Origin of the sequence: Fictibacillus enclensis (assembly GCF_001457035.1) — a bacterium.
Lineage (GTDB): Bacteria > Bacillota > Bacilli > Bacillales > Fictibacillaceae > Fictibacillus_C > Fictibacillus_C enclensis.
In genome coordinates, this window is the sequence record NZ_KQ758617.1 from 1328849 (window position 1) to 1347981 (window position 19133).

Annotated in this window: 23 protein-coding genes and 1 other RNA gene; 17 read left to right on the plus strand and 7 right to left on the minus strand. The window is 45.6% G+C overall.

The window, feature by feature from the left end:
• Positions 1–63: 63 nt before the first annotated feature.
• The 7 genes from AS030_RS06950 (at position 64) to AS030_RS06980 (ending at position 7455) form a co-directional block, all read left to right on the plus strand.
• Positions 64–1449 carry a sigma-54 interaction domain-containing protein gene (locus tag AS030_RS06950; protein ID WP_061969838.1) on the plus strand — a complete coding sequence of 462 codons (1386 nt, stop codon included), beginning with the start codon at positions 64–66 and terminating at the stop codon, positions 1447–1449.
• A gap of 170 nt (positions 1450–1619) precedes the next feature.
• Entirely contained in the window at positions 1620–3044 is a 1425-nt protein-coding gene (kamA, locus tag AS030_RS06955; protein ID WP_420889636.1) for a lysine 2,3-aminomutase, read from the plus strand.
• Between the two features lie 27 nt (positions 3045–3071).
• Positions 3072–3341, plus strand: coding sequence for a YokU family protein (locus AS030_RS06960; RefSeq protein ID WP_061971611.1), 270 nt, complete (start codon positions 3072–3074; stop codon positions 3339–3341).
• A gap of 61 nt (positions 3342–3402) precedes the next feature.
• Complete coding sequence (locus tag AS030_RS06965) at positions 3403–4770, plus strand: aspartate aminotransferase family protein (RefSeq protein ID WP_061969841.1); 1368 nt, start codon at positions 3403–3405, stop codon at positions 4768–4770.
• Between the two features lie 16 nt (positions 4771–4786).
• Positions 4787–5512, plus strand: a complete 726-nt coding sequence (locus AS030_RS06970; protein ID WP_061969844.1) for a CoA transferase subunit A — start codon at positions 4787–4789, stop codon at positions 5510–5512.
• Complete coding sequence (locus tag AS030_RS06975; RefSeq protein ID WP_061969846.1) at positions 5479–6141, plus strand: 3-oxoacid CoA-transferase subunit B; 663 nt, start codon at positions 5479–5481, stop codon at positions 6139–6141. The genes AS030_RS06970 and AS030_RS06975 overlap by 34 nt, the downstream gene beginning before the upstream one ends.
• 24 nt (positions 6142–6165) lie before the next feature.
• Complete coding sequence (locus AS030_RS06980; RefSeq protein ID WP_061969848.1) at positions 6166–7455, plus strand: peptidase; 1290 nt, start codon at positions 6166–6168, stop codon at positions 7453–7455.
• 10 nt (positions 7456–7465) lie between these two features.
• On the opposite strand, the gene AS030_RS06985 is transcribed toward AS030_RS06980, so the two are convergent.
• Positions 7466–7858: a hypothetical protein gene (locus AS030_RS06985; RefSeq protein WP_061969850.1), complete on the minus strand. Its 393-nt coding sequence runs from the start codon at positions 7856–7858 to the stop codon at positions 7466–7468.
• Positions 7859–7955: 97 nt separating this feature from the next.
• Positions 7956–8207: a hypothetical protein gene (locus AS030_RS06990; RefSeq protein WP_061969852.1), complete on the minus strand. Its 252-nt coding sequence runs from the start codon at positions 8205–8207 to the stop codon at positions 7956–7958.
• A gap of 118 nt (positions 8208–8325) precedes the next feature.
• Here AS030_RS06990 and AS030_RS24005 point away from each other — a divergent pair, with 118 nt between their 5' ends.
• From AS030_RS24005 to AS030_RS07000, 3 genes are all read left to right on the plus strand, one after another.
• Entirely contained in the window at positions 8326–8466 is a 141-nt protein-coding gene (locus AS030_RS24005) for a hypothetical protein (RefSeq protein ID WP_164988858.1), read from the plus strand.
• Positions 8467–8500: 34 nt separating this feature from the next.
• A non-coding RNA gene (ssrS, locus tag AS030_RS06995) (6S RNA) lies at positions 8501–8688 on the plus strand.
• Positions 8689–8753: 65 nt separating this feature from the next.
• The gene (locus AS030_RS07000) at positions 8754–9647 is read left to right on the plus strand and encodes a 5'-3' exonuclease (RefSeq protein WP_061969855.1); all 894 of its coding nucleotides are present in this window, start codon (positions 8754–8756) and stop codon (positions 9645–9647) included.
• Positions 9648–9665: 18 nt separating this feature from the next.
• On the opposite strand, the gene AS030_RS07005 is transcribed toward AS030_RS07000, so the two are convergent.
• Positions 9666–10064, minus strand: a complete 399-nt coding sequence (locus AS030_RS07005) for a reverse transcriptase-like protein (RefSeq protein WP_061969858.1) — start codon at positions 10062–10064, stop codon at positions 9666–9668.
• An 82-nt stretch (positions 10065–10146) separates the two neighbouring features.
• Here AS030_RS07005 and AS030_RS07010 point away from each other — a divergent pair, with 82 nt between their 5' ends.
• Positions 10147–10809: a reverse transcriptase-like protein gene (locus AS030_RS07010; protein ID WP_061969861.1), complete on the plus strand. Its 663-nt coding sequence runs from the start codon at positions 10147–10149 to the stop codon at positions 10807–10809.
• 57 nt (positions 10810–10866) lie between these two features.
• Positions 10867–11145, plus strand: a complete 279-nt coding sequence (locus tag AS030_RS07015) for a DUF6123 family protein (protein ID WP_240482222.1) — start codon at positions 10867–10869, stop codon at positions 11143–11145.
• A 42-nt stretch (positions 11146–11187) separates the two neighbouring features.
• Here the strand turns inward: AS030_RS07015 and AS030_RS07020 are convergent, their stop codons facing one another.
• Positions 11188–11439, minus strand: coding sequence for a DUF2564 family protein (locus AS030_RS07020; protein WP_061969865.1), 252 nt, complete (start codon positions 11437–11439; stop codon positions 11188–11190).
• 80 nt (positions 11440–11519) lie between these two features.
• Here AS030_RS07020 and AS030_RS07025 point away from each other — a divergent pair, with 80 nt between their 5' ends.
• Positions 11520–12161 carry an HD domain-containing protein gene (locus AS030_RS07025; protein WP_061969867.1) on the plus strand — a complete coding sequence of 214 codons (642 nt, stop codon included), beginning with the start codon at positions 11520–11522 and terminating at the stop codon, positions 12159–12161.
• A 55-nt stretch (positions 12162–12216) separates the two neighbouring features.
• Here AS030_RS07025 and AS030_RS07030 read toward each other — a convergent pair whose 3' ends face one another.
• Positions 12217–12537: a 2Fe-2S iron-sulfur cluster-binding protein gene (locus AS030_RS07030; RefSeq protein ID WP_061969870.1), complete on the minus strand. Its 321-nt coding sequence runs from the start codon at positions 12535–12537 to the stop codon at positions 12217–12219.
• A gap of 178 nt (positions 12538–12715) precedes the next feature.
• Between AS030_RS07030 and AS030_RS07035 the strand changes: the two genes are divergently transcribed.
• The 4 genes from AS030_RS07035 to AS030_RS07045 all read left to right on the plus strand — a co-directional run bounded on the left by AS030_RS07035 (position 12716) and on the right by AS030_RS07045 (position 17090).
• The gene (locus tag AS030_RS07035) at positions 12716–14404 is read left to right on the plus strand and encodes a formate--tetrahydrofolate ligase (protein WP_061969872.1); all 1689 of its coding nucleotides are present in this window, start codon (positions 12716–12718) and stop codon (positions 14402–14404) included.
• Between the two features lie 45 nt (positions 14405–14449).
• Positions 14450–14599: a YycC family protein gene (locus AS030_RS22940; protein ID WP_074440479.1), complete on the plus strand. Its 150-nt coding sequence runs from the start codon at positions 14450–14452 to the stop codon at positions 14597–14599.
• Between the two features lie 93 nt (positions 14600–14692).
• Positions 14693–15553 carry a CvfB family protein gene (locus tag AS030_RS07040; protein ID WP_061969874.1) on the plus strand — a complete coding sequence of 287 codons (861 nt, stop codon included), beginning with the start codon at positions 14693–14695 and terminating at the stop codon, positions 15551–15553.
• A gap of 118 nt (positions 15554–15671) precedes the next feature.
• Positions 15672–17090 (plus strand): amino acid permease, encoded by a 1419-nt coding sequence (locus tag AS030_RS07045; RefSeq protein ID WP_061969876.1) that lies wholly within the window; start codon positions 15672–15674, stop codon positions 17088–17090.
• Positions 17091–17109: 19 nt separating this feature from the next.
• Here AS030_RS07045 and AS030_RS07050 read toward each other — a convergent pair whose 3' ends face one another.
• Both AS030_RS07050 and AS030_RS07055 read right to left on the minus strand, forming a co-directional pair.
• Positions 17110–18651 carry a solute symporter family protein gene (locus tag AS030_RS07050; RefSeq protein WP_061969878.1) on the minus strand — a complete coding sequence of 514 codons (1542 nt, stop codon included), beginning with the start codon at positions 18649–18651 and terminating at the stop codon, positions 17110–17112.
• Positions 18648–18983 carry a DUF485 domain-containing protein gene (locus AS030_RS07055; protein ID WP_061971614.1) on the minus strand — a complete coding sequence of 112 codons (336 nt, stop codon included), beginning with the start codon at positions 18981–18983 and terminating at the stop codon, positions 18648–18650. Before AS030_RS07055 ends, AS030_RS07050 begins: the two co-directional genes overlap by 4 nt.
• Between the last annotated feature and the right edge of the window lie 150 nt (positions 18984–19133).

Below are 19133 nucleotides of genomic sequence, written 5' to 3' on the forward strand. Positions count from 1 at the left end.
GATTTTCGGCAGTTGTGATGAATTTTCAGCAGCATGTCTTTGATCCCAACGGAGGTGCCCGTGATGACAGAAAAAGTGGAAACTATCGAAATACTCAAGGCCATTTTAAAAACGATTGACGAAGGTATTCATGCGGTCGATGCTAAGGGGATGACCATTTTTTATAATGAAGTAGCTGCATCACTGGATGGGTTAAAGGTGAGTGACGTCATCGACTATCATGTTCTCGATGCTTTTCCTTCCCTCAATCAGGATACGAGCACATTATTAAAAGTCATCAAAACCGGAAAGCCGATCATCAATCAGCAGCAAACCTATACGAACTTTAACGGAAAGAGAGTGGATACGGTCAATACCACTCTTCCACTGTTAGTCAATGGCAAACTGATCGGGGCGATTGAAATCTCAAAAGATTTGACCAAAATCAAACAGCTGTCCGAAAAACTTCTTGATATGCAGGCTCAATTTCATAAAGCGCGTCCAAAACCAGTTACCCACGGGCACTTCGCTTCCTACCAGCTGGCTGATTTTATTTCGGCGGACCCTGCCATTGAACAATTGAAACACCTACTGATAAAAGTCTCACAGACATCGTCCCCCGTGTTGATGTTTGGGGAAACGGGAACCGGAAAGGAAGTTTTAATCCAGGGGATTCACAATCAGTCTCCACGAAAAAACAAACCATTCATCGCGCAAAACTGCGCAGCCATTCCGTCACAGCTGCTCGAGAGTATTTTGTTCGGCACCTTAAAAGGAAGTTTTACGGGAGCCGTCGAACGGCCGGGGCTTTTTGAACTGGCCGACGGGGGCACCTTGTTCCTTGATGAAATTAATTCTATGCCTCTTGATATCCAGGCCAAGCTGCTGCGGGTGCTTCAGGACGGAGTGGTGCGCAGGGTGGGGGAAACAAAAGGGAAGGCTGTTAATGTGAGGATTATGGCAGCATTAAATGAACATCCGGTGGATTGTGTTAAAAATAATAAGCTAAGGGAAGACCTTTACTATCGTCTGAATGTCATTTTCTTTGAGGTTCCACCTCTTCGTGAACGGCAATTGGATATTGAACTTCTTGCCCGCCATTTCATTTCTCATTACAACCACACTTTTCATAAACAAGTCAAAGGCATTACAGATGAAGTGGTTCAGCTTCTATGCCGGTATCGTTGGCCGGGAAATGTCCGGGAGCTCAAACATGTCATTGAATACGCAATGAACATGGCAGAAGATCATCACCCCATCCGGAATTCCGACCTCCCCCGTCATCTTTTGGTAACGGGCAAGTCTCAGACAGAAACCTCTATCGTGCCTTTGCGTGAAGCACTGGCAAGAAGGGAAGAGGAACTGATTTCCACTGCACTTTCCAAAACAGACGGAAACATCCAACAAGCAGCACAGCTCCTGAAAATCCCGCGACAAACCCTTCAATATAAATTACGAATGAAAACATGACGAACCGCCGAAAATTCGGCGGTTTTTTCTTTTTCCCATCCAGGTCAGCGAACGCATACATTGGTAATTAACCGCACAGTCGCAGAAAAACCGCTAAATGATGGGGAGTTTGATTTGGCACGAAACTTGCAACTGTAGAATATGAGCTCAGTATACAAGGAGGTAACATCATGCCGATCGTAAATGGATTGTACCAGCCAAAACGACATTGGAAAGAGATCGAGTTATGGAAGGATGTCACAGAGGAACAATGGAACGACTGGTTATGGCAGTTAACTCATACTGTCAGAACGCTGGAAGATTTAAAAAAGGTTGTCAATTTAACGCCTGAGGAAGAGAAAGGCGTCCGTATATCAACCATGACCATCCCTCTGAATATCACACCGTATTATGCCTGGCTGATGGACCAGGATGATCCCCGCTGCCCGATACGAATGCAGTCGGTTCCTGTCAGTAAGGAAATCCTGAAAACAAAATATGATTTGGAAGATCCCCTACATGAAGACGAGGATTCACCTGTACCGGGATTGACTCACCGTTATCCTGACCGGGTCCTGTTTCTAGTAACCAATCAGTGCTCGATGTATTGCCGGTACTGCACTAGACGAAGGTTCTCCGGCCAGATTGGCATGGGGGTTCCAAAAAAGCAGCTGGACGCCGCCATTGATTACATTGCCGCAACTCCCCAGGTGCGGGATTGCCTGATTTCGGGTGGCGATGGTTTATTAATCAACGACAACATTCTCGAATATATTTTAAAGAGGCTGAGAGCCATTCCGCATATGGAAATTATCAGGATCGGCACCCGGGCGCCAGTCGTATTTCCGCAGCGCATTACAGAGAACCTTTGCTCGATTTTGAAGAAATACCATCCAGTCTGGCTGAACACTCATTTTAATACATCGATTGAAATTACCGAGGAATCCAAACGGGCATGTGAAATGTTGGCAAATGCCGGAGTTCCGGTTGGCAACCAGTCCGTTATTCTTGCAGGGATCAATGACAGCACACATATTATGAAAAAATTGATGCATGACCTCGTAAAAATAAGGGTCCGTCCTTATTACATTTATCAATGCGATTTGTCCGAGGGAATTGGCCATTTCCGGGCGCCGGTCTCTAAAGGTCTGGAAATTATCGAAGCACTCCGCGGACATACATCAGGTTATGCGGTGCCGACTTTTGTTGTAGATGCGCCTGGAGGCGGCGGAAAAATTTCGCTGCAGCCAAATTATCTTATTTCACAAAGTCCTGACAAAGTGATCCTGAGAAACTTTGAGGGCGTGATCACTTCCTACCCAGAGCCACAAAACTATGTGGCGGGAAAAGCGGATGATTATTTTAATGAAACGATGAATATCACAGAGCAACCTGCAGCGATTGGCATCACCGCTCTGATCAAAGATGAAAAGTTTAATATTGTTCCGGAAGGATTAAACCGATTCGACCGCAGAAAAACGTATGAGACCAATCCTGAGCATGCCACCCTCAAGGATAAGCGCGGAAAAAGGGATGAAATGAAAGAAAAAAAATATAAGCATGAGCAGCAAAAAGAAGCAACAAAAACTGACAATGATCCGGTAAAAGAAGCCTAGAAGGAGGTGCAGCTGTTGAAGGAATGCATGTGGTGTAATGAAGATGCGGCTGTGGATACGAAAAAAACTGGCTACTGGGAGCTCCATGATGGAACCCGTGCGCTCCAGATTGATGAGATTCCTGCGGTGAGCTGTTCATCCTGCGGCATGGAATATCATGAAGATCATGTGGTCGAAGAGATCGAGGATCAATTGCTTTTGATTAATACAAATAAGCTGGGAAAAGTGGTGTCATTCAAAGAGCTCATGGCCACAGAACGTTTTTTAAAGAAGAACTACTTTAAATTTTATAATTGAGCCTTTTAAAGCAATGGATCTGATCCGTTGCTTTCCAACATAAGAGAGAGGGGTGCCCCCCGTGGAGAAATCAGGCATCATCAAACCGGTTTTGGATGCAAATTATCCGATGATCAGCCATGGTAAGGGTATTTATTTGTACGATACGGATGGAAAACGGTATATCGATGGTTCTTCTGGAGCGGTAACAGCGAACATTGGTCATGGTGTGGAGGAAATTGCCGGGGTTATGGAGAAACAAGCAAAACAGATCGCTTTTGTGTATCGCTCCCATTTCACAAGTGCTCCGGCTGAACGTCTGGCAAATAAACTTGCAGCTTTGGCTCCCGGAGATTTGAACTGGACATTTTTTGTAAACAGCGGGTCTGAAGCAACCGAAACTGCATTAAAGGTAGCAATTCAATATTTTCAAGAGCAGGGGATCCGCACAAAGACCAAAATCATTTCCCGATGGACCAGCTACCATGGAATAACACTGGGTGCGCTTTCAATGTCAGGGCATGCTCTGAGAAGAGAACGGTTTACTGCCCTGCTTGAAGATTTTCCTGCTGTACCAGCTCCCTATTGTTATCATTGCCCGCTGAACAAGACCTATCCGGGATGCGGGCTGGCATGCGGTCATGAGCTGGAGCAGGCCATCGGAGACATCGGGTCCGAAAACATTGCGGCTTTTATTTTTGAACCGATTGTAGGTGCAGCAGGAGGAGCGGTAACCCCGCCTCCGGGCTATTACGAAAAAATCAAAGAGATTTGTGACCGGCACAATATCCTGACGATTGCCGATGAGGTGATGACCGGCATGGGAAGAACGGGCAAAATGTTTGCTGTAGAGCATTGGGGGATAGAACCTGATATCATGACACTTGGCAAGGGAATGAGTGCGGGATATACACCAATGGCCGCTACAATGGTATCCGACCGGATCATTGATGTGATCCGAAAAGGCTCTAAAATCGTCATGAGCGGGCATACCTTCAGTGCAAATCCGCTGTCAGCAGCGGTCTGCGGGGAAGTGATCGATTACATGGAGAAGCACGAACTCGTACGGAACGCAGAGGATCAGGGAAAAAAACTGATCGCAGGCCTTAAAGACCTTCAGAAAAAATATCCAATCATCGGTGAAGTCAGAGGTAAAGGGCTGCTATGCGGCCTGGAGATGGTTAGCGATGCGGCCACCCGGGTTCCTTTTTCAGTCACGCACCGCGTGGGGGAAATGTTTATTTCTTTCTGTTTTAAAAACGGGCTTGTCATCTATCCTGCATTTGGCGGAGTGACTGGATTTGAGGGTGATTCGGTTTTGATTTCCCCTCCTTTAACTATTACCTCATTCCAAATCTATGAAATGCTAAGAATACTGGATGAAAGTATGGAGGAACTCATGAATGGCCTCATTTCAGCTGGCATACTCGCCCATAAAGCCACAAGTTAAGGAGGGATGATAAAGAATGGTTTACCAATCAACAGAAGGTTCATCAAAAACCAAGCAGATATCTATAGAAGAAGCAGCAACCCATTTCTTTAACGGCATGACCCTGATGGTCGGCGGATTTGGCGGGGTTGGCGCTCCGCCAGGCTTGATTAATGTGCTGATTGATAAACAGATTAAGGACATTTACATGATCAGCAATGATACAGGATTCCCCTGGATCGGACCGGGAAAGCTGATTACCGAAAAGCGGGTTTCCCGTCTGATCGCCTCCCATATCGGTTCCAACCCGGAAGCAGGTAAACAGATGCAAAACGGTGAACTCGAAGTCGAATTCATTCCTCAAGGAACGCTCGCTGAAAAAATCAGAGCCGGTGGAATGGGTCTTGGTGGGATTCTTGTGGATGTGGGATTTGGAACCATCGTGGAAAAGGGAAAGCAAACAGTGGAAGTGCAAGAAAAAACGTTCATGGTTGAACCGGCTCTTACAGCGGATGTTTCCATCATATATGCAAAACAGGCGGATACGTATGGCAATCTCATATACGATAAGAGCGCAAGAAATACGAATCCGCTGGTGGCTATGGCCGGGAATGTGACAATAGCCGAGGTGGAAGAAATCGTTCCTGCCGGACAGCTGGATCCGGAATGTGTTGTAACGCCGGGGGTCTTTGTGGATTATATCGTTCAAAGCAAAGGGGTGGACTGGAAATGGGTCTGGGAATTGAAACAAGACACCAAATAGCGAGGAGAGCCGCCCTTGAAATTGGACGGGGGATGATTGTCAATTTGGGGATCGGTATTCCGACTCTAGTCGCGGACTATATTCCAGGAAACTATGGAGTGATGCTGCACACAGAGAATGGCATTCTCGGCATGGGAGGGTCTCCCCCACCGGGAAAAGAAGACGGCAACCTTTCCAATGCAGGTGGTTATCCGGTAACGCTGATTTCCGGGGCTTCTTATTTCGACAGTGCCACGGCATTTGGAATTATCCGCCGGGGGCTGCTCGATATAACGGTGCTGGGAGCCCTGGAAGTAAGCGAACAGGGGGATATTGCCAACTGGATCGTTCCTGGAAAAAGAGTGCCAGGTATGGGAGGTGCCATTGATCTTGCCCAAAAATCAAAAAAAGTCATTGTGCTGATGAACCATTCCGATAAAGAGGGAAATCCCAAAATCGTAAAGAATTGCAAATTGCCGCTTACTGTAAAAAGAGGAGCTCATATGATCATTACCGAAAAAGCGGTGATTGATATCGTGGATGAAAGGCTTGTTCTGAGAGAAGTCATGCATCCGCATTCGGTCGAAGAAGTGGTTGAATCAACAGGCGCTCCGCTTGAAATCCGTAATGAGGTTGTGACCTTTCAATAAAGCCTAATACGCAGGAGGGGTTATATGTTAGAGGAAATTCAGAAGTGGATGATGAAGAAAAAACCGGAGGCGATCTCGTTCCTTCAGCAAATGGTGCGTAAGAACAGCGAACAGGGAAATGAAAAAGAGGTACAGCTGCTGATTGCTGAAAAGCTAAAAGATATAGGCTGTGAAGTAGATCTTTGGCATCCGGACGAAGAGGAGTTTTTTCAGCATCCCTATTTTTGTGCGACTCGAACAGATTTTTCGAACAGCCCGAACGTAGCCGCAGTGATTAAAGGAACAGGAGGAGGCAGGTCAGTTGTTCTCAATGGCCATGTGGATGTCGTCCCTCCGGGCGATATCAGCCAGTGGGACAACGATCCGTACAGCGGTGCCATTAAGGATGGTAAGCTGTACGGCAGAGGAGCTACAGATATGAAAGGTGGCAATCTCTGTCTGTTGCTTGCAATGGAATGCATCAAGGATCTGAAGCTGGATTTAAAAGGTGATGTCATCTTTCATAGTGTAATGGAAGAGGAAAGTGGGGGAGCAGGAACACTCGCCGCCATATTAAGGGGATACACAGCTGATGCCGCCATCATCCCAGAACCGACCAACATGAAAATTTTCCCCAGCCAGCAAGGTTCCATGTGGTTCAGAATTCATATTTTTGGCCGCTCTGCACACGGCGGAACCCGGTATGAAGGAGTCAGCGCCCTTGAAAAAGCCATGGTTGTCATACAGGAAATCCAGCGGCTTGAGAAAACGAGAAACGAAAGAATCACCGATCCCCTGTATGAGAAGATTCCGATTCCGGTTCCAATCAACCTTGGAAAAATATCAGGCGGTGATTGGCCATCTTCAGTTCCTGATTGTATTATGATTGAAGGGAGAATTGGAGTTGCTCCAGATGAAACGCTAGAGCAAGTAAGAAAAGAGCTTGAAGACAGAATGACAAGTATTCAGGACGACTGGTTAACCAAACATCCACCCCGGGTGGAATGGTTCGGAGCGCAATGGCTTCCGGGCTCCATTGACAAGGAACATGAGTTAATGCAGCTACTCAAGAAGCGCTTTAAGGATATCTCCGGAGCCGAGCCGGTTATTGAAGCCTCACCATGGGGAACAGACGGCGGCCTTCTGACAGCATTGGGACACACGCCGAGCATAGTATTTGGGCCTGGCGTCACTTCTGTCGCTCATTATCCGGATGAATACATTGAAATGGATAAAATTTTTGAGGCGGCAGCCATGATCACCTTAACGATTTTGGACTGGTGCGAAGTAGCCCATCAGCCACAACAAAAAGAGCTTCTTAAAAAGGAGAAGTAACGGCGATTAATTATAATGAAGAGGAAGATTCAGGAAAAGCAGGATCGGTGATTGGTGGGAGAGAACGCCAATGGATGGCTAAAGAAGAGATGTGTTCTTTGGTGATTAATGATGAAGTATGGCGGGGGCAGGGGGCTTTGAGCATGTCATACACAAAGTTCAATCCAAGGGGCAGCAGGAAAGCAGGAGTATAAATGGGGAAAAATTGGCTGAGCTTGTACACAGCTTCATACGTGATGGCAAGCTCGTACAACAGATACGGCGCTCCTGATTGGGTAACAATAAAGGTTCTGTAGACGAAGGATTCACTTTCATAATATTGAGAAACAATCTGATACTCTTTTTTCTCGATTTGGCAGTTTGGAATTTTAAAAAGATAGGAATCAGGATGTATAACAGACAAACATTTATCCTCCTTTAGTTTCATTTCATTATAATTTCGCGATAAAAAGAGGCTTTTCCTTTTATGAAATGAAAAAAGATGAACAAAATGTTCATCTTTAAAGGGGATTATTTTGAGCCCGTTTAATAAAGGTCTCTTCTTCACCAACTACGCCGCAGGCAGCACATTGAATGAGTTTGCTGGCTCCGTTGTAAGGAATATGAAAAGGATCAAGCTCTTCATTGCTGTTGTACTGGTTGACAACGGAGCCAGTTGCAGGATCCAGTTTTACCGATTGCGGGACCTGATCAATAATGTTAAACCGTGTACGGTTGGTTTTGCAGTTTGGGCATAAATAAGCATTTGCCATGAGTAAACCAGCCTCCTTTTATTACATAGGATTGCCATTATGAGGAAAATTATAAGGAGGATTCTTTTTTTGACTTCCGGGAACCATAGGTATATTCTATATACAGGAGCTGACCATATTGGGAAAACAGAAAAAAGGAAATGCCAATGCCCAGCGTAATAATAACGCAAAGAAAATGGAACAGCGCAGTGACACAGAATTTGCTGCTATCGAAGAGCAGCAAAGCGACAATCACCGCCACGGCAAGAAAACCAAGTAAGATCATTTACAAATTCCAACTTTAGAGTTATAATTACATTCTGCGATGTTAGTGGCTCTTATTTTGTCTTAAACCGATATGAGTAATACGGGAATCTTAAATGACGGGTTGAATACACCGTGCCTCTCCATTACGCAGAGGAAGGTGGAAAGACCGCTGCGGATACCCACCTGTGAGAACGGGTTTTTAAGACAGGATGAGCTACGGCAAAGCGGATATACATAACAAGCTTATTTTACTTACTGGGTAAAATAAGTTTTTTTATTATTGGCGGGATGGTGGAAAGAATGTCGGAAGAAACACAAGAGAAATTGCTGTTAATCGATGGGTTTAACCTGCTGAGCAGATGTTATTTTGCGACAGCATACGGTAAGGAATGGGATCAGCTTACGCGCAATTCACAGGGCTTATTCATCAATGGCCTTCGGGCAAAGATCCAAAAGCTTCTTCAGCTTGTAAGAATTCATGAACCTACACATTTGGCCATCGCGTGGGATGTAAAGCGAAATGAAACATTGCGCAAAGAAAAGTTCCAGGACTACAAGGGAACTAGAAACGAGCTTCCGGAACCATTGATCCAGCAGTACGAAACAGCGGTTACGCTCTTTAATACGTTAGGTCTTCCGCAGTTTACCATTCCGAGATATGAAGCAGATGATATTATCGGTACGTTTACCCAGAAATGGCGGGATGAAAAACAGGGAGAATGCATCGTCTACAGCAATGACCGTGATTTGCTGCAGCTTTTGTGCGAACAAACCTCCCAGCTTATTGCTGCCAAAAAGGGTGAAATCAAATATACAGTGCATGATTTCCGCGATGACTATGGAATTGAGCCTTCCCAATGGGTGGATGTGAAAGCATTGCTTGGTGATAAGAGTGACAATATCCCCGGCGTAGCAGGGGTCGGCGAGAAAGCAGCGCTTCCTTTGGTTCAGCAATACGGAAGCGTGGAAGGCATCTATGAATCCGTGGATGAACTGGATGTGAAATATAAAAGATATTTCAAGAAGCTTCAACTTGGTCGTGAGATGGCGTTCCTAAGCCGCGACCTTTGCGAAATCTACAGGGATGTTCCTGATATTGTGGATTTGAATTTTGATGATATCCGAATCAAAGTCAATCGTTCGTTATTGAAGGACGAATTATCCAGACTTGAAATCAATGTCAGAGTGGGCTGAAAATGGCCTGCTCTTTTTTTATGTGGTTTTATTCATCTGGACGGCCTTACGGGCGAGGTCGTCAGCCACCTTATTCTGTTTGCTTGGGATCCATTTGATAAAAAACAATTGCAATGCCTCCATCTTTGCCAGCGCTTCCTGAAGGAGGCCGTCATATCGTTTGTCTTTGGCAAAACGTTTTTCAACTGCCCGGTCAACCGCCTGGGAATCTGTTCGGAATGACACGGAATCATACTTCTTTTCCAAACAAATATCAAGAGCGAGAAGCAAGGCTTTGAACTCCGCTTCATGATTGGAGAGGCTGCCGAGTGGGATACTGTGTTGTTCAACTTTACCATTTCCCAGTTTAATAAAGATCCCAGCTCCCGATGGCCCGGGGTCTCCCGCACTGGCTCCGTCAATATAAACTTCAATCACCTATCATCCCTCCTGTTAGTTCTATTATAGCCAAATGGGATACAATAAGGTAAGTGATTAATTTTGATTGGAGGTCATGGTTTTGAAACTGACGCTTGAATGGGAGTACAAACCTGCAAAGTCTAAAGAAACGGTCCGATTTGTATCAGATCCTGTTACAGTTGAGCGTGCTGTACAGCTTGCGGCTGATATTGAGAAAACAGGCCGGCTTGGCAATATGAGTTTTATGGATGAATCCGGAATTTATTGGTCCAGGAAAGAACTTCAAAAAATGGTGGCGGTCATCTTGACAGAGCCAACAGATATTGTTGCCTACTTTGACGGGGGCTTCCAAAAGGATATCCAGGAATCCGGCCAGGGGGTAGCGATCTATTATACACAAAGCCACAAGCATTACCGCGTAAGGACGAATGCCGCGTTCGACGAGATTTCATCCAACAGCGAATCGGAATATGCTGCTCTCTGGCTTCTCGTCAATGAATTGGACGCCTTGGGTGTTCACCATACGTCTGTAACGATAAAAGGCGATTCGATGGGAGTAATCCATCAAATGAGCGGGGAATGGCCTTGCTATGAAGAAAACCTTCAGCGGTGGATGGATCGGATTGAAGAAAAAATGAAAAAACTCGGGCTTCAGCCTGTCTATAAACTCTTGAACCGAAATGACAATAAAGAAGCAGATACCCTGGCCACTCAGGCGTTGAATGGCAATATCATTCATGGAAAAAAAGAAATAATTGATTAAAGCCATTTTGGATTGATACAATTTAGAGGAATCTTTTTTAGAATGGGATGGGATATTTTGTCGCAGTTTTCAATCCAGGACTATTTCCAGCACCTTGCATCCAAAGGGATTAAATTGAAAGAAAGCGATACAGCATTTATTGAATTCGGAAAACACTTCACCGGGATGAGTGATTATATGGTCAGTATATCGATCGAAATCACATTGAAGGTCCAACGGGAGTTTGATGGAAGTTATTATATTGCTCTTCTGGAAGGTTTTAAAGAAAATAACATTACGACAAAGAAAAAAGCGTATGCGTATGTAAACAATCTTGAACTGGAACTTACCGTTTAATATTCATAATAAAAAGCCGGAAATTCTCCGGCTTTTCTTTCTTTAAGGCTTTAATGCCTCATTAATTTGCTGTTCACATTGCTGAAGAGTCTCTTTGGCATGCTCCAAAAACATCCCATCCATGCCAGTGGGGGTTTTGAGTGCTTCCTCATACTGCTGTTTGGCGGTATCAAGCGCTTCTTTGGCTGCATGCAGCTGTCCCGGGTCCATGCTCATTGTTGCATGTCCGATGATTCGCTGTGCACTCTGGATTGACATATCCACTTGTTTTAACTCATTGTACGGTTCTGACATCCCATTCACCTACCTGTTTTTGAATTAGTATGTCTACAGCAGCCATTTTTTATAAGGAAAGAAGAAAGTAGGGAGTAAATTTGAACAAAATACTGGAAGCGGCAGAAAACTATGCAAAAGCGGTGCTTGGTTACGAAGGGAGCGGGCATGACTGGTGGCATATTTACAGAGTGAACAAACTGGCCTGTTCGATCGCAAGGGAAGAAGGGGCAAATCTTTTCATTTGCAGCCTGGCTGCTCTCTTGCATGACATTGCCGATGAGAAATTGAATGGTTCAGAAGAAGAGGGCCTTCAAAAAGTCGAACGGTGGTTGAAAGAGAACGATGTCCCTGCGCATGTAAGCACAGAGGTTCTCAATATCATTTCAACCATGTCCTATAAAGGCGGCAACACAGGTTTGATGTCGTCGCTTGAAGGCAAGGTGGTTCAGGATGCTGACAGGCTCGATGCCATCGGAGCCATTGGTATTGCACGGACATTTGTTTACTCGGGGCATATCGGACAGTTGATTTATGACCCGGATATTATGGTCAGAAGCAGTATGACAAAAGACGAGTACCGGAACGGGACGTCTACTGCCGTGAACCATTTTTACGAAAAACTTCTAAAACTCAAAAGCAGGATGAATACTGAATATGGAAAAAAGCTGGCAGCTCGCCGCCATGAAGAAATGGAGCACTTTTTGGGCGTCTTTTTTGAGGAGTGGGAAGGAAGACGATAAAAAGAAGGGGAGATCCGCATGGATTAAGCGGGTTCCCCCAGGCAGTGGCAGTGGTTTATTCTGCTGGACGTGGTCCTGCGTCAAGTCCATCTTTGGAGGAAGTCATGGCGGGTGCAATTTCAGCATCCCCATTAACTCTTACCTGGCAGGAAAGGCGGATATTTTCACCGAGGCCTTTCGTTTCGATGATGTTTCGTTCAGCTTCGCCCATCTCACCGAAGCTGCCCTGCAGCACTTCCACCCGGCAGGTTGTGCACCTTGCATTGCCCCCGCAACGGTGAAGAATATCCACTCCTTGGTCTTCAAGTCCAAGAACGAGTTTCTTGCCGTTTTCAATTTCATATTCGCCGAAACCTTTAACAGTGATCTTTGCCATAAAAATGAACCTCCTTTAATTATGTAAATTGTAATCCCTTCCATTATAGTATACATGGGTCTGCAGCAAAAATAAAAATGCGGATACACTATAAAGGCAGGAAAAGCAACATTATCTTTTATGTCTGTTTTTTTGTAGAATAAGAATAGCACGTATTTTTACAGGGGGTACACCACAGATGACAAAGGAAGTTACACACAAGTCCGACATCGAGATTGCACAAGAAGCAAGCATGAAACGCATTGATGAGATTGCTGCCCAGCTAAACCTGACCGAAGAGGATTGGGAACCATACGGGCGCTATAAAGCCAAGTTATCCCTGGATTTATTTGATAAACTAAAAACCGCACCGGAAGGCAAGGTGGTTTTGGTGACTTCCATCAATCCGACACCCGCCGGAGAAGGAAAATCGACCGTCACCGTCGGTCTTGGCCAGGCATTGAACCGGATTGGTGAAAAAGCGATCATTGCACTTCGTGAACCCTCGCTTGGACCGAGCATGGGACTAAAAGGAGGAGCGGCTGGGGGAGGCTATTCACAAGTCATACCAATGGAAGAAATCAATCTTCATTTTACCGGGGATATTCACGCGATTACAACAGCAAACAATGCGTTGGCTGCATTCATCGATAATCATATACACCGTGGAAACGAGCTGAATATCGATCCCCGCCGCATTGTCTGGAAACGGGTAATTGACATGAATGATCGCGCCTTGCGTAACATCGTGATTGGCCTGGGCGGACCGATACAGGGTGTACCGCGTGAGGATGGTTTTGACATAACTGTTGCCTCAGAAGTGATGGCCATTTTCTGTCTCGCCCGGGATCTGAAAGATTTAAAGAAAAAGCTTTCCCGAATGGTGGTTGCTTATACATATGATAACCAGCCAATTACCGTTAGTGATCTGAAGGTGGAAGGTGCTCTTACCCTGTTGTTAAAGGATGCGCTCCGCCCCAATCTGGTACAAACCCTGGAAAATACACCTGCCATTATACATGGAGGGCCATTTGCGAATATTGCCCACGGCTGCAACAGCATCATTGCGACCAAATTGGCCAGCAAGCTAGGTGACTTTGTGGTCACCGAAGCAGGATTTGGAGCGGATTTGGGTGCAGAGAAGTTTTTAAATATTAAATCACGATACGGCGAACTCAAGCCAAGTGCAGTTGTTATTGTTGCCACAGCCCGTGCACTGAAAATGCATGGCGGTGTGGATAAGGCTCAACTATCGGGTGAGAATGTAGCCGCCCTTGCAAAAGGGATTGCCAACCTTGAAAAGCACATTGAAACCATTCAGGCGTTCGGTCTGCCGTTTGTCGTGGCATTGAACCGGTTTGTATCGGATCATGATGAGGAAGTTCAGCATATCCTGAATTGGTGCAGAGAGCGAAACATTCCTGTGGAGATTGCAGACGTCTGGCTAAAAGGCGGAGAAGGCGGCGAGGATTTGGCACGCACAGTGCTGAACATCATCGAATCCCAAACGAATGCCTTTGAACCTTTGTATACGCTTGATCAGCCCCTGGAAGAAAAAATAATTACCATCGCCGAAAAGGTATATGGTGCGGCAGGTGTCCAATTCTCGCAAAAAGCGTTGGCACAGCTCAGAGAATTTGAACAGCAAGGCTGGTCTACCCTTCCTGTGTGCATGGCTAAAACACAGTATTCCTTGTCGGATGATCCTAAGAAGCTCGGGCGGCCGACGGAATTTGTGATTACCATTCGCGAATTAAAAGCATCCATAGGCGCCGGCTTTATTGTTGCGCTCACCGGGGATGTCATGACAATGCCAGGCCTTCCGAAGTCACCGGCTGCCCTGAACATGGATGTTACGGAAGATGGAAAAGCGGTAGGATTGTTTTAAAGAACGCATCAGGTCTGCTATACTTAGCGGAGGGAGGCTGATCGAATGAAACCTTTACAAATATCTGCGGAGACAGCTGTTATGCTGTCCGAAAAACTTAATGTTCCGTTAGAGCAAATCATGCATATGCCGCAGCACATCCTGATCAAAAAACTGATGGAATTGGAAGCCGAAGAAAACAAGAAAGATGAATAATGGGAAAAAGGAAGCCTGCTTTCTAAAAAAGTAGGTTTCTATTTTTGATATAAAGGTGAATACTATGAAAAAGAGCAAAAGGATTGAGCGGTTATGGAAAATAAGTTAAGGGCCGGAGAAGTCACGGCCTTAAAAGTGGCGAGATTGAGTGAGTTTGGCTATTTTTTAAGCAATGGTGCAGAGGATGTAATGCTTCACAAACGCGAAGCATCACGGGAGTTGAAAGAAGGAGAAACCGTTGATGTCTTTTTATATCAAGATCATGAGGGCCGCCTTTCGGCAACGATGTCACAGCCAAAAGTAAGGCTGGACACACTGGCCTGGCTAACGGTCGTCGGCTCTCAAAAACGACTCGGAGTATTTCTCGATATGGGCATACATAAAGATGTATTATTGTCCAATGATGACCTTCCGGGGCCGTTGGATCAATGGCCGGTTATTGGAGATCAGTTGTACTGCGGACTCCGTCTTGATAAAAAAGGCAGACTGTTTGCCGACCTTGCCACTGAACAGGAGATTGTGGATCAAGCGGAATCGGCAGAAGAAAACCAATTTAATCTGATTGTGACAGGCCATGTTTACAAACTCAATGAAGCAGGAGCTTTGGTGTTTACGGAAAATCATCTGATTGGTTTTATTCACAACGATGAAATGACGCGCCGGCTCCGGCTTGGCGAACAGGTGGAGTGCCGTGTAACGTTTGTGAGAGAAGACGGAAGAGTCAATCTTTCCATGAAGCCAAGAAAAGAACAGGCGTATAATGAAGATGCAGAAATGATCTATCAGTACTTGAAGAATCATAAAGGCCAGATGCCGTATACCGATAAATCGGACCCGGATGACATCAAAAATGAATTTGACATCAGTAAGGCAGCATTTAAACGGGCACTTGGTAAATTAATTAAAGAAAACAAAGTGAAGCAGGAAAACGGAATGACGTTTTTAAAAATTTAACGATGGGGAAAGCATGCGGATTTTTTCTGTATGCTTTTTTGTGTACGGTGAAAAACGGTTAGTGATAGCCAAAGAGGGAGATAGTAGGGAGGAATGATAACCTTGGAGGGAATTTGAAATGAACGAACATAAGCTTGGATTGCCGGTGCTCACCGCATTGGTTATAGGAAACATGGTTGGATCGGGGATATTTATGCTGCCCCGTTCGCTGGCCGAAGTAGCGAGTCCTGGAGGTGTTCTGGGCGCATGGTTGGTTACAGGATTGGGTGTATTGTTGACGGCCCTGGTGTTCGGCAACCTTGCCATGAGAAAACCCTCTTTGAATGGCGGACCGCAAAACTATGCGAAGGCCTTATTTAAGGAGGGCTCTGAAACCTCGCTGGTCGCAGGCTATCTCGTGGGCTGGGGATATTGGGTGGCAAACTTTGCGGGCAACGTGGCAATCATTACGACGTTTGCCAGCTACCTGTCCACCTTCTTTCCGGTGATGACCAGTAAACACCCTCTTTTTACGGCAGGAAGCACAGATGTCACACTTGGGGGCGGGATCACTTTTTTGGTGTGTTCTGCATTATTGTGGGGTCTTCATTTTATGATCCTGAAAGGAATCGAAGGGGCAGGGAAGGCGAATCTGGTAGCAACCGTGGCAAAGGTTGCGGGATTCTTGTTTTTTATCTTGATCTGTTTGTTTGCTTTTCAATCCAGCTACCTGACTCCCTTTGTTGAACCGAAGCAGAGCAGCTCGGGAGAAACAATCGGGTTTATGGGTCAGTTGAATGCAGCGGCCATTTCCACCCTTTGGGCATTTGTTGGCGTGGAATCTGCGGTGGTTTTCTCCAACCGGGCCAAAAGGCAAAATGATGTAAAGAAGGCGACCATCATCGGGCTCCTGATTGCTCTTTTGATTTATATAGGGATTACGGTTCTTGTCATGGGAACTCTTCCTCAAAAGGAACTTATTCATTCACAAAAGCCCCTTGTGGATGCACTGGAAAGTGTCATCGGTCCGTCGGGAAGCAGTATTATGGCTATTCTAGGCCTGATCTCATTGTTTGGAGCGACCATAGGATGGATTTTGCTCGCAGCCGAGGTTCCCTATCAAGCCGCCAACAAATCGATGTTTATTCCGGCGTTCGCAAAAGAAAACCGATACGGCGCCCCTTCTTTTTCATTGATTGTCACTAATATTATGACACAGCTTTTTATTTTTTCCGTAGTTTCCCAATCAATGGCTGATGCATTTGATTTCGTCATTTTTGTTGCAACACTGGCTTTCCTCGTTCCTTATTTGATGGCTTCCCTGTATCAGGTAAAACTCGTTTTCACCGGGGAAACGTATGAAGGAGCTTCAAGATCGAGATTTGGCGACGGACTGATTGCGGTTCTTGCTGCCCTGTATTCGTTATGGGTTATAAAAGCAGGTACGGAGGATATTAAAACCTTCCTTTTTGGCATGTCACTTTTGATATCGGGAATCGTTTTTTATCCGCTCGTACGCAAGCATACCCTGAACAAGGAAAAAGGACAGCATGAATGAAATGCTGTCCTTTTTTCGGTTAGGCGTTATCCCGCAGCCCGACACCTGTATTTACTTTTACGAGAATTTCATCAAATTTGCTTTGATCCACGGTCTTTCTTGACAACAGGGTTCCTACGATGGCTCCAATGAAGCCTAACGGAATGGAAACAATACCTGGATTGGCAAGCGGGAACAATGGGTCTCCGACGAGAATGGCGACACCCGCTTCCGGAGACCAGACGCTCGGACTGATGGCGACAAGGATCAGGGAACTGAAAAGGCCTACAAGCATGCCGGTTACAGCACCTGTGGTGTTAAAGCGCTTCCAAAAGACAGTGAGAAGCAAAATCGGCAGGTTAGCACTTGCCGCAACAGCAAAAGCAAGAGACACTAGGAAGGCTACATTCAGTTTTTGGGCAAAGAGTGCAAGCAGGATGGATAGAACAGCCACACCGATGGAAGCCCATCTTGCGGCATTCATTTGCTCTTTTTCGGTTGCCTTTCCCTTGCGCAGGATCTGGCTGTAAAAATCATGTGCAAAGGCAGATGCGGCGGAAAGTACAAGGCCGGCAACCACGGCAAGAATGGTCGCAAACGCAACCGCTGATACAAAGGCGAACAAGAAATCTCCGCCGAGTGCTCGGGCAAGCAATGGGGCTGCCATATTGCCTGCCGCATTGGCTTTTACGATACTATCCGTTCCCACAAACGCGGCCGCTCCAAATCCCAGAAAAACCGTCATGATGTAAAAGATGCCGATCAACCATGTGGCATAGACGACGGACTTTCTCGCGGTCGGAGCGTCTTTTACTGTAAAAAAACGGATTAGAATGTGCGGCAGGCCGGCTGTACCAAGGACAAGAGCCATGTTGAGAGAAATTGTATCCAGCGGGTCTTTGTATTTATTGCCGGGATTCAGGAAACTCTCTCCGAGCGGGGTAGCAGATTTCATATGCTCAAACATCCCTGTTACACTGAATCCGAATTTGGCAAAAACCATGACGGAGATAATAAAGGTTCCGATCATGAGCAAAACAGCTTTTACGATCTGTACCCAGCTCGTGGCCATCATGCCGCCAAACACCACATAAACCGTCATAAGCACACCGACGATTAATACCGAGGTTGTGTATTTCAAACCGAGCAATAAAGTAATGAGGGCTCCTGCTCCTACGAGCTGGGCGATCATATAAAAGATGGAAATGGTGATGGTATTCAAGGCGGACACACCCCGGACCTTCCTATCATCAAACCGGGAGGCGATCATATCGGCCATCGTGTACTTACCAAGGTTTCTGAGCGGTTCGGCCACGAGATAGAGGACGACGAGATAAGCAACGAGAAACCCGATGGAATAAAAGAATCCGTCAAATCCTGACAGCGCAATAGAACCGGCAATGCCTAAAAACGACGCGGCTGACATGTAATCACCTGCGATGGCAAGACCATTTTGCCATCCTGTCAGGCCGCCGCTTGCAGTGTAAAAATCGTTTGCATTATTGGTCCGTTTGGCAGCAAAGTATGTTATGACAAGAGTAATGGCAACAATTCCGAGGAACAGCATGAAAGCTGTATTCATTTCGTTTTCTCCTTTTCGGATTGAGTGATGACATGATCGGCGATTTGGTCAAATTTTATCGCTTTTCGGGAATAAAGAATGCAAAGCATCCACGTCATGACAAACTGGGAAAATGCAAAAATCCAAGCCCAGCTAATGCCACCGACTGCATTCGTATTTAAGATGGTTGAGTAGGACGTCATGATGGGAAGAGTAAAGTAAAAGACCAGGAAGAAAATCGACATAGGCAGAAGGAATTTCTTTTTTTGGCGAATCAAATTCTGAAAAGACGGGGAAGAAGCAATGGCTGAATAATCGGTTTGTCCTTTTTTAATCTCTTTTTCGGCTAACATTTCATCCCCTCCGGAAAATGTAAGTGAGAATCCACGCATGCAACACTCCTTTATCTAATTTTTCAGAAAAATTTGAACCATCCTTATTATATAGGATGCTTTTCTGTTTATCTACATTTTCTGATATATAGTTGAGCTTTTCGGAAGGTT

Coding starts and splice junctions, on each gene's coding strand:
- AS030_RS06950 (WP_061969838.1), top strand. CDS start 64: ATGACAGAAAAAGTGGAAACTATCGAAATACTCAAGGCCATTTTAAAA.
- kamA (WP_420889636.1), top strand. CDS start 1,620: ATGCCGATCGTAAATGGATTGTACCAGCCAAAACGACATTGGAAAGAG.
- AS030_RS06960 (WP_061971611.1), top strand. CDS start 3,072: ATGTGGTGTAATGAAGATGCGGCTGTGGATACGAAAAAAACTGGCTAC.
- AS030_RS06970 (WP_061969844.1), top strand. CDS start 4,787: ATGGTTTACCAATCAACAGAAGGTTCATCAAAAACCAAGCAGATATCT.
- AS030_RS06975 (WP_061969846.1), top strand. CDS start 5,479: ATGGGTCTGGGAATTGAAACAAGACACCAAATAGCGAGGAGAGCCGCC.
- AS030_RS06980 (WP_061969848.1), top strand. CDS start 6,166: ATGTTAGAGGAAATTCAGAAGTGGATGATGAAGAAAAAACCGGAGGCG.
- AS030_RS06990 (WP_061969852.1), bottom strand. CDS start 8,207: ATGGCAAATGCTTATTTATGCCCAAACTGCAAAACCAACCGTACACGG.
- AS030_RS07000 (WP_061969855.1), top strand. CDS start 8,754: ATGTCGGAAGAAACACAAGAGAAATTGCTGTTAATCGATGGGTTTAAC.
- AS030_RS07020 (WP_061969865.1), bottom strand. CDS start 11,439: ATGTCAGAACCGTACAATGAGTTAAAACAAGTGGATATGTCAATCCAG.
- AS030_RS07030 (WP_061969870.1), bottom strand. CDS start 12,537: ATGGCAAAGATCACTGTTAAAGGTTTCGGCGAATATGAAATTGAAAAC.
- AS030_RS07035 (WP_061969872.1), top strand. CDS start 12,716: ATGACAAAGGAAGTTACACACAAGTCCGACATCGAGATTGCACAAGAA.
- AS030_RS22940 (WP_074440479.1), top strand. CDS start 14,450: ATGAAACCTTTACAAATATCTGCGGAGACAGCTGTTATGCTGTCCGAA.
- AS030_RS07040 (WP_061969874.1), top strand. CDS start 14,693: ATGGAAAATAAGTTAAGGGCCGGAGAAGTCACGGCCTTAAAAGTGGCG.
- AS030_RS07045 (WP_061969876.1), top strand. CDS start 15,672: ATGAACGAACATAAGCTTGGATTGCCGGTGCTCACCGCATTGGTTATA.
- AS030_RS07050 (WP_061969878.1), bottom strand. CDS start 18,651: ATGAATACAGCTTTCATGCTGTTCCTCGGAATTGTTGCCATTACTCTT.
- AS030_RS07055 (WP_061971614.1), bottom strand. CDS start 18,983: ATGTTAGCCGAAAAAGAGATTAAAAAAGGACAAACCGATTATTCAGCC.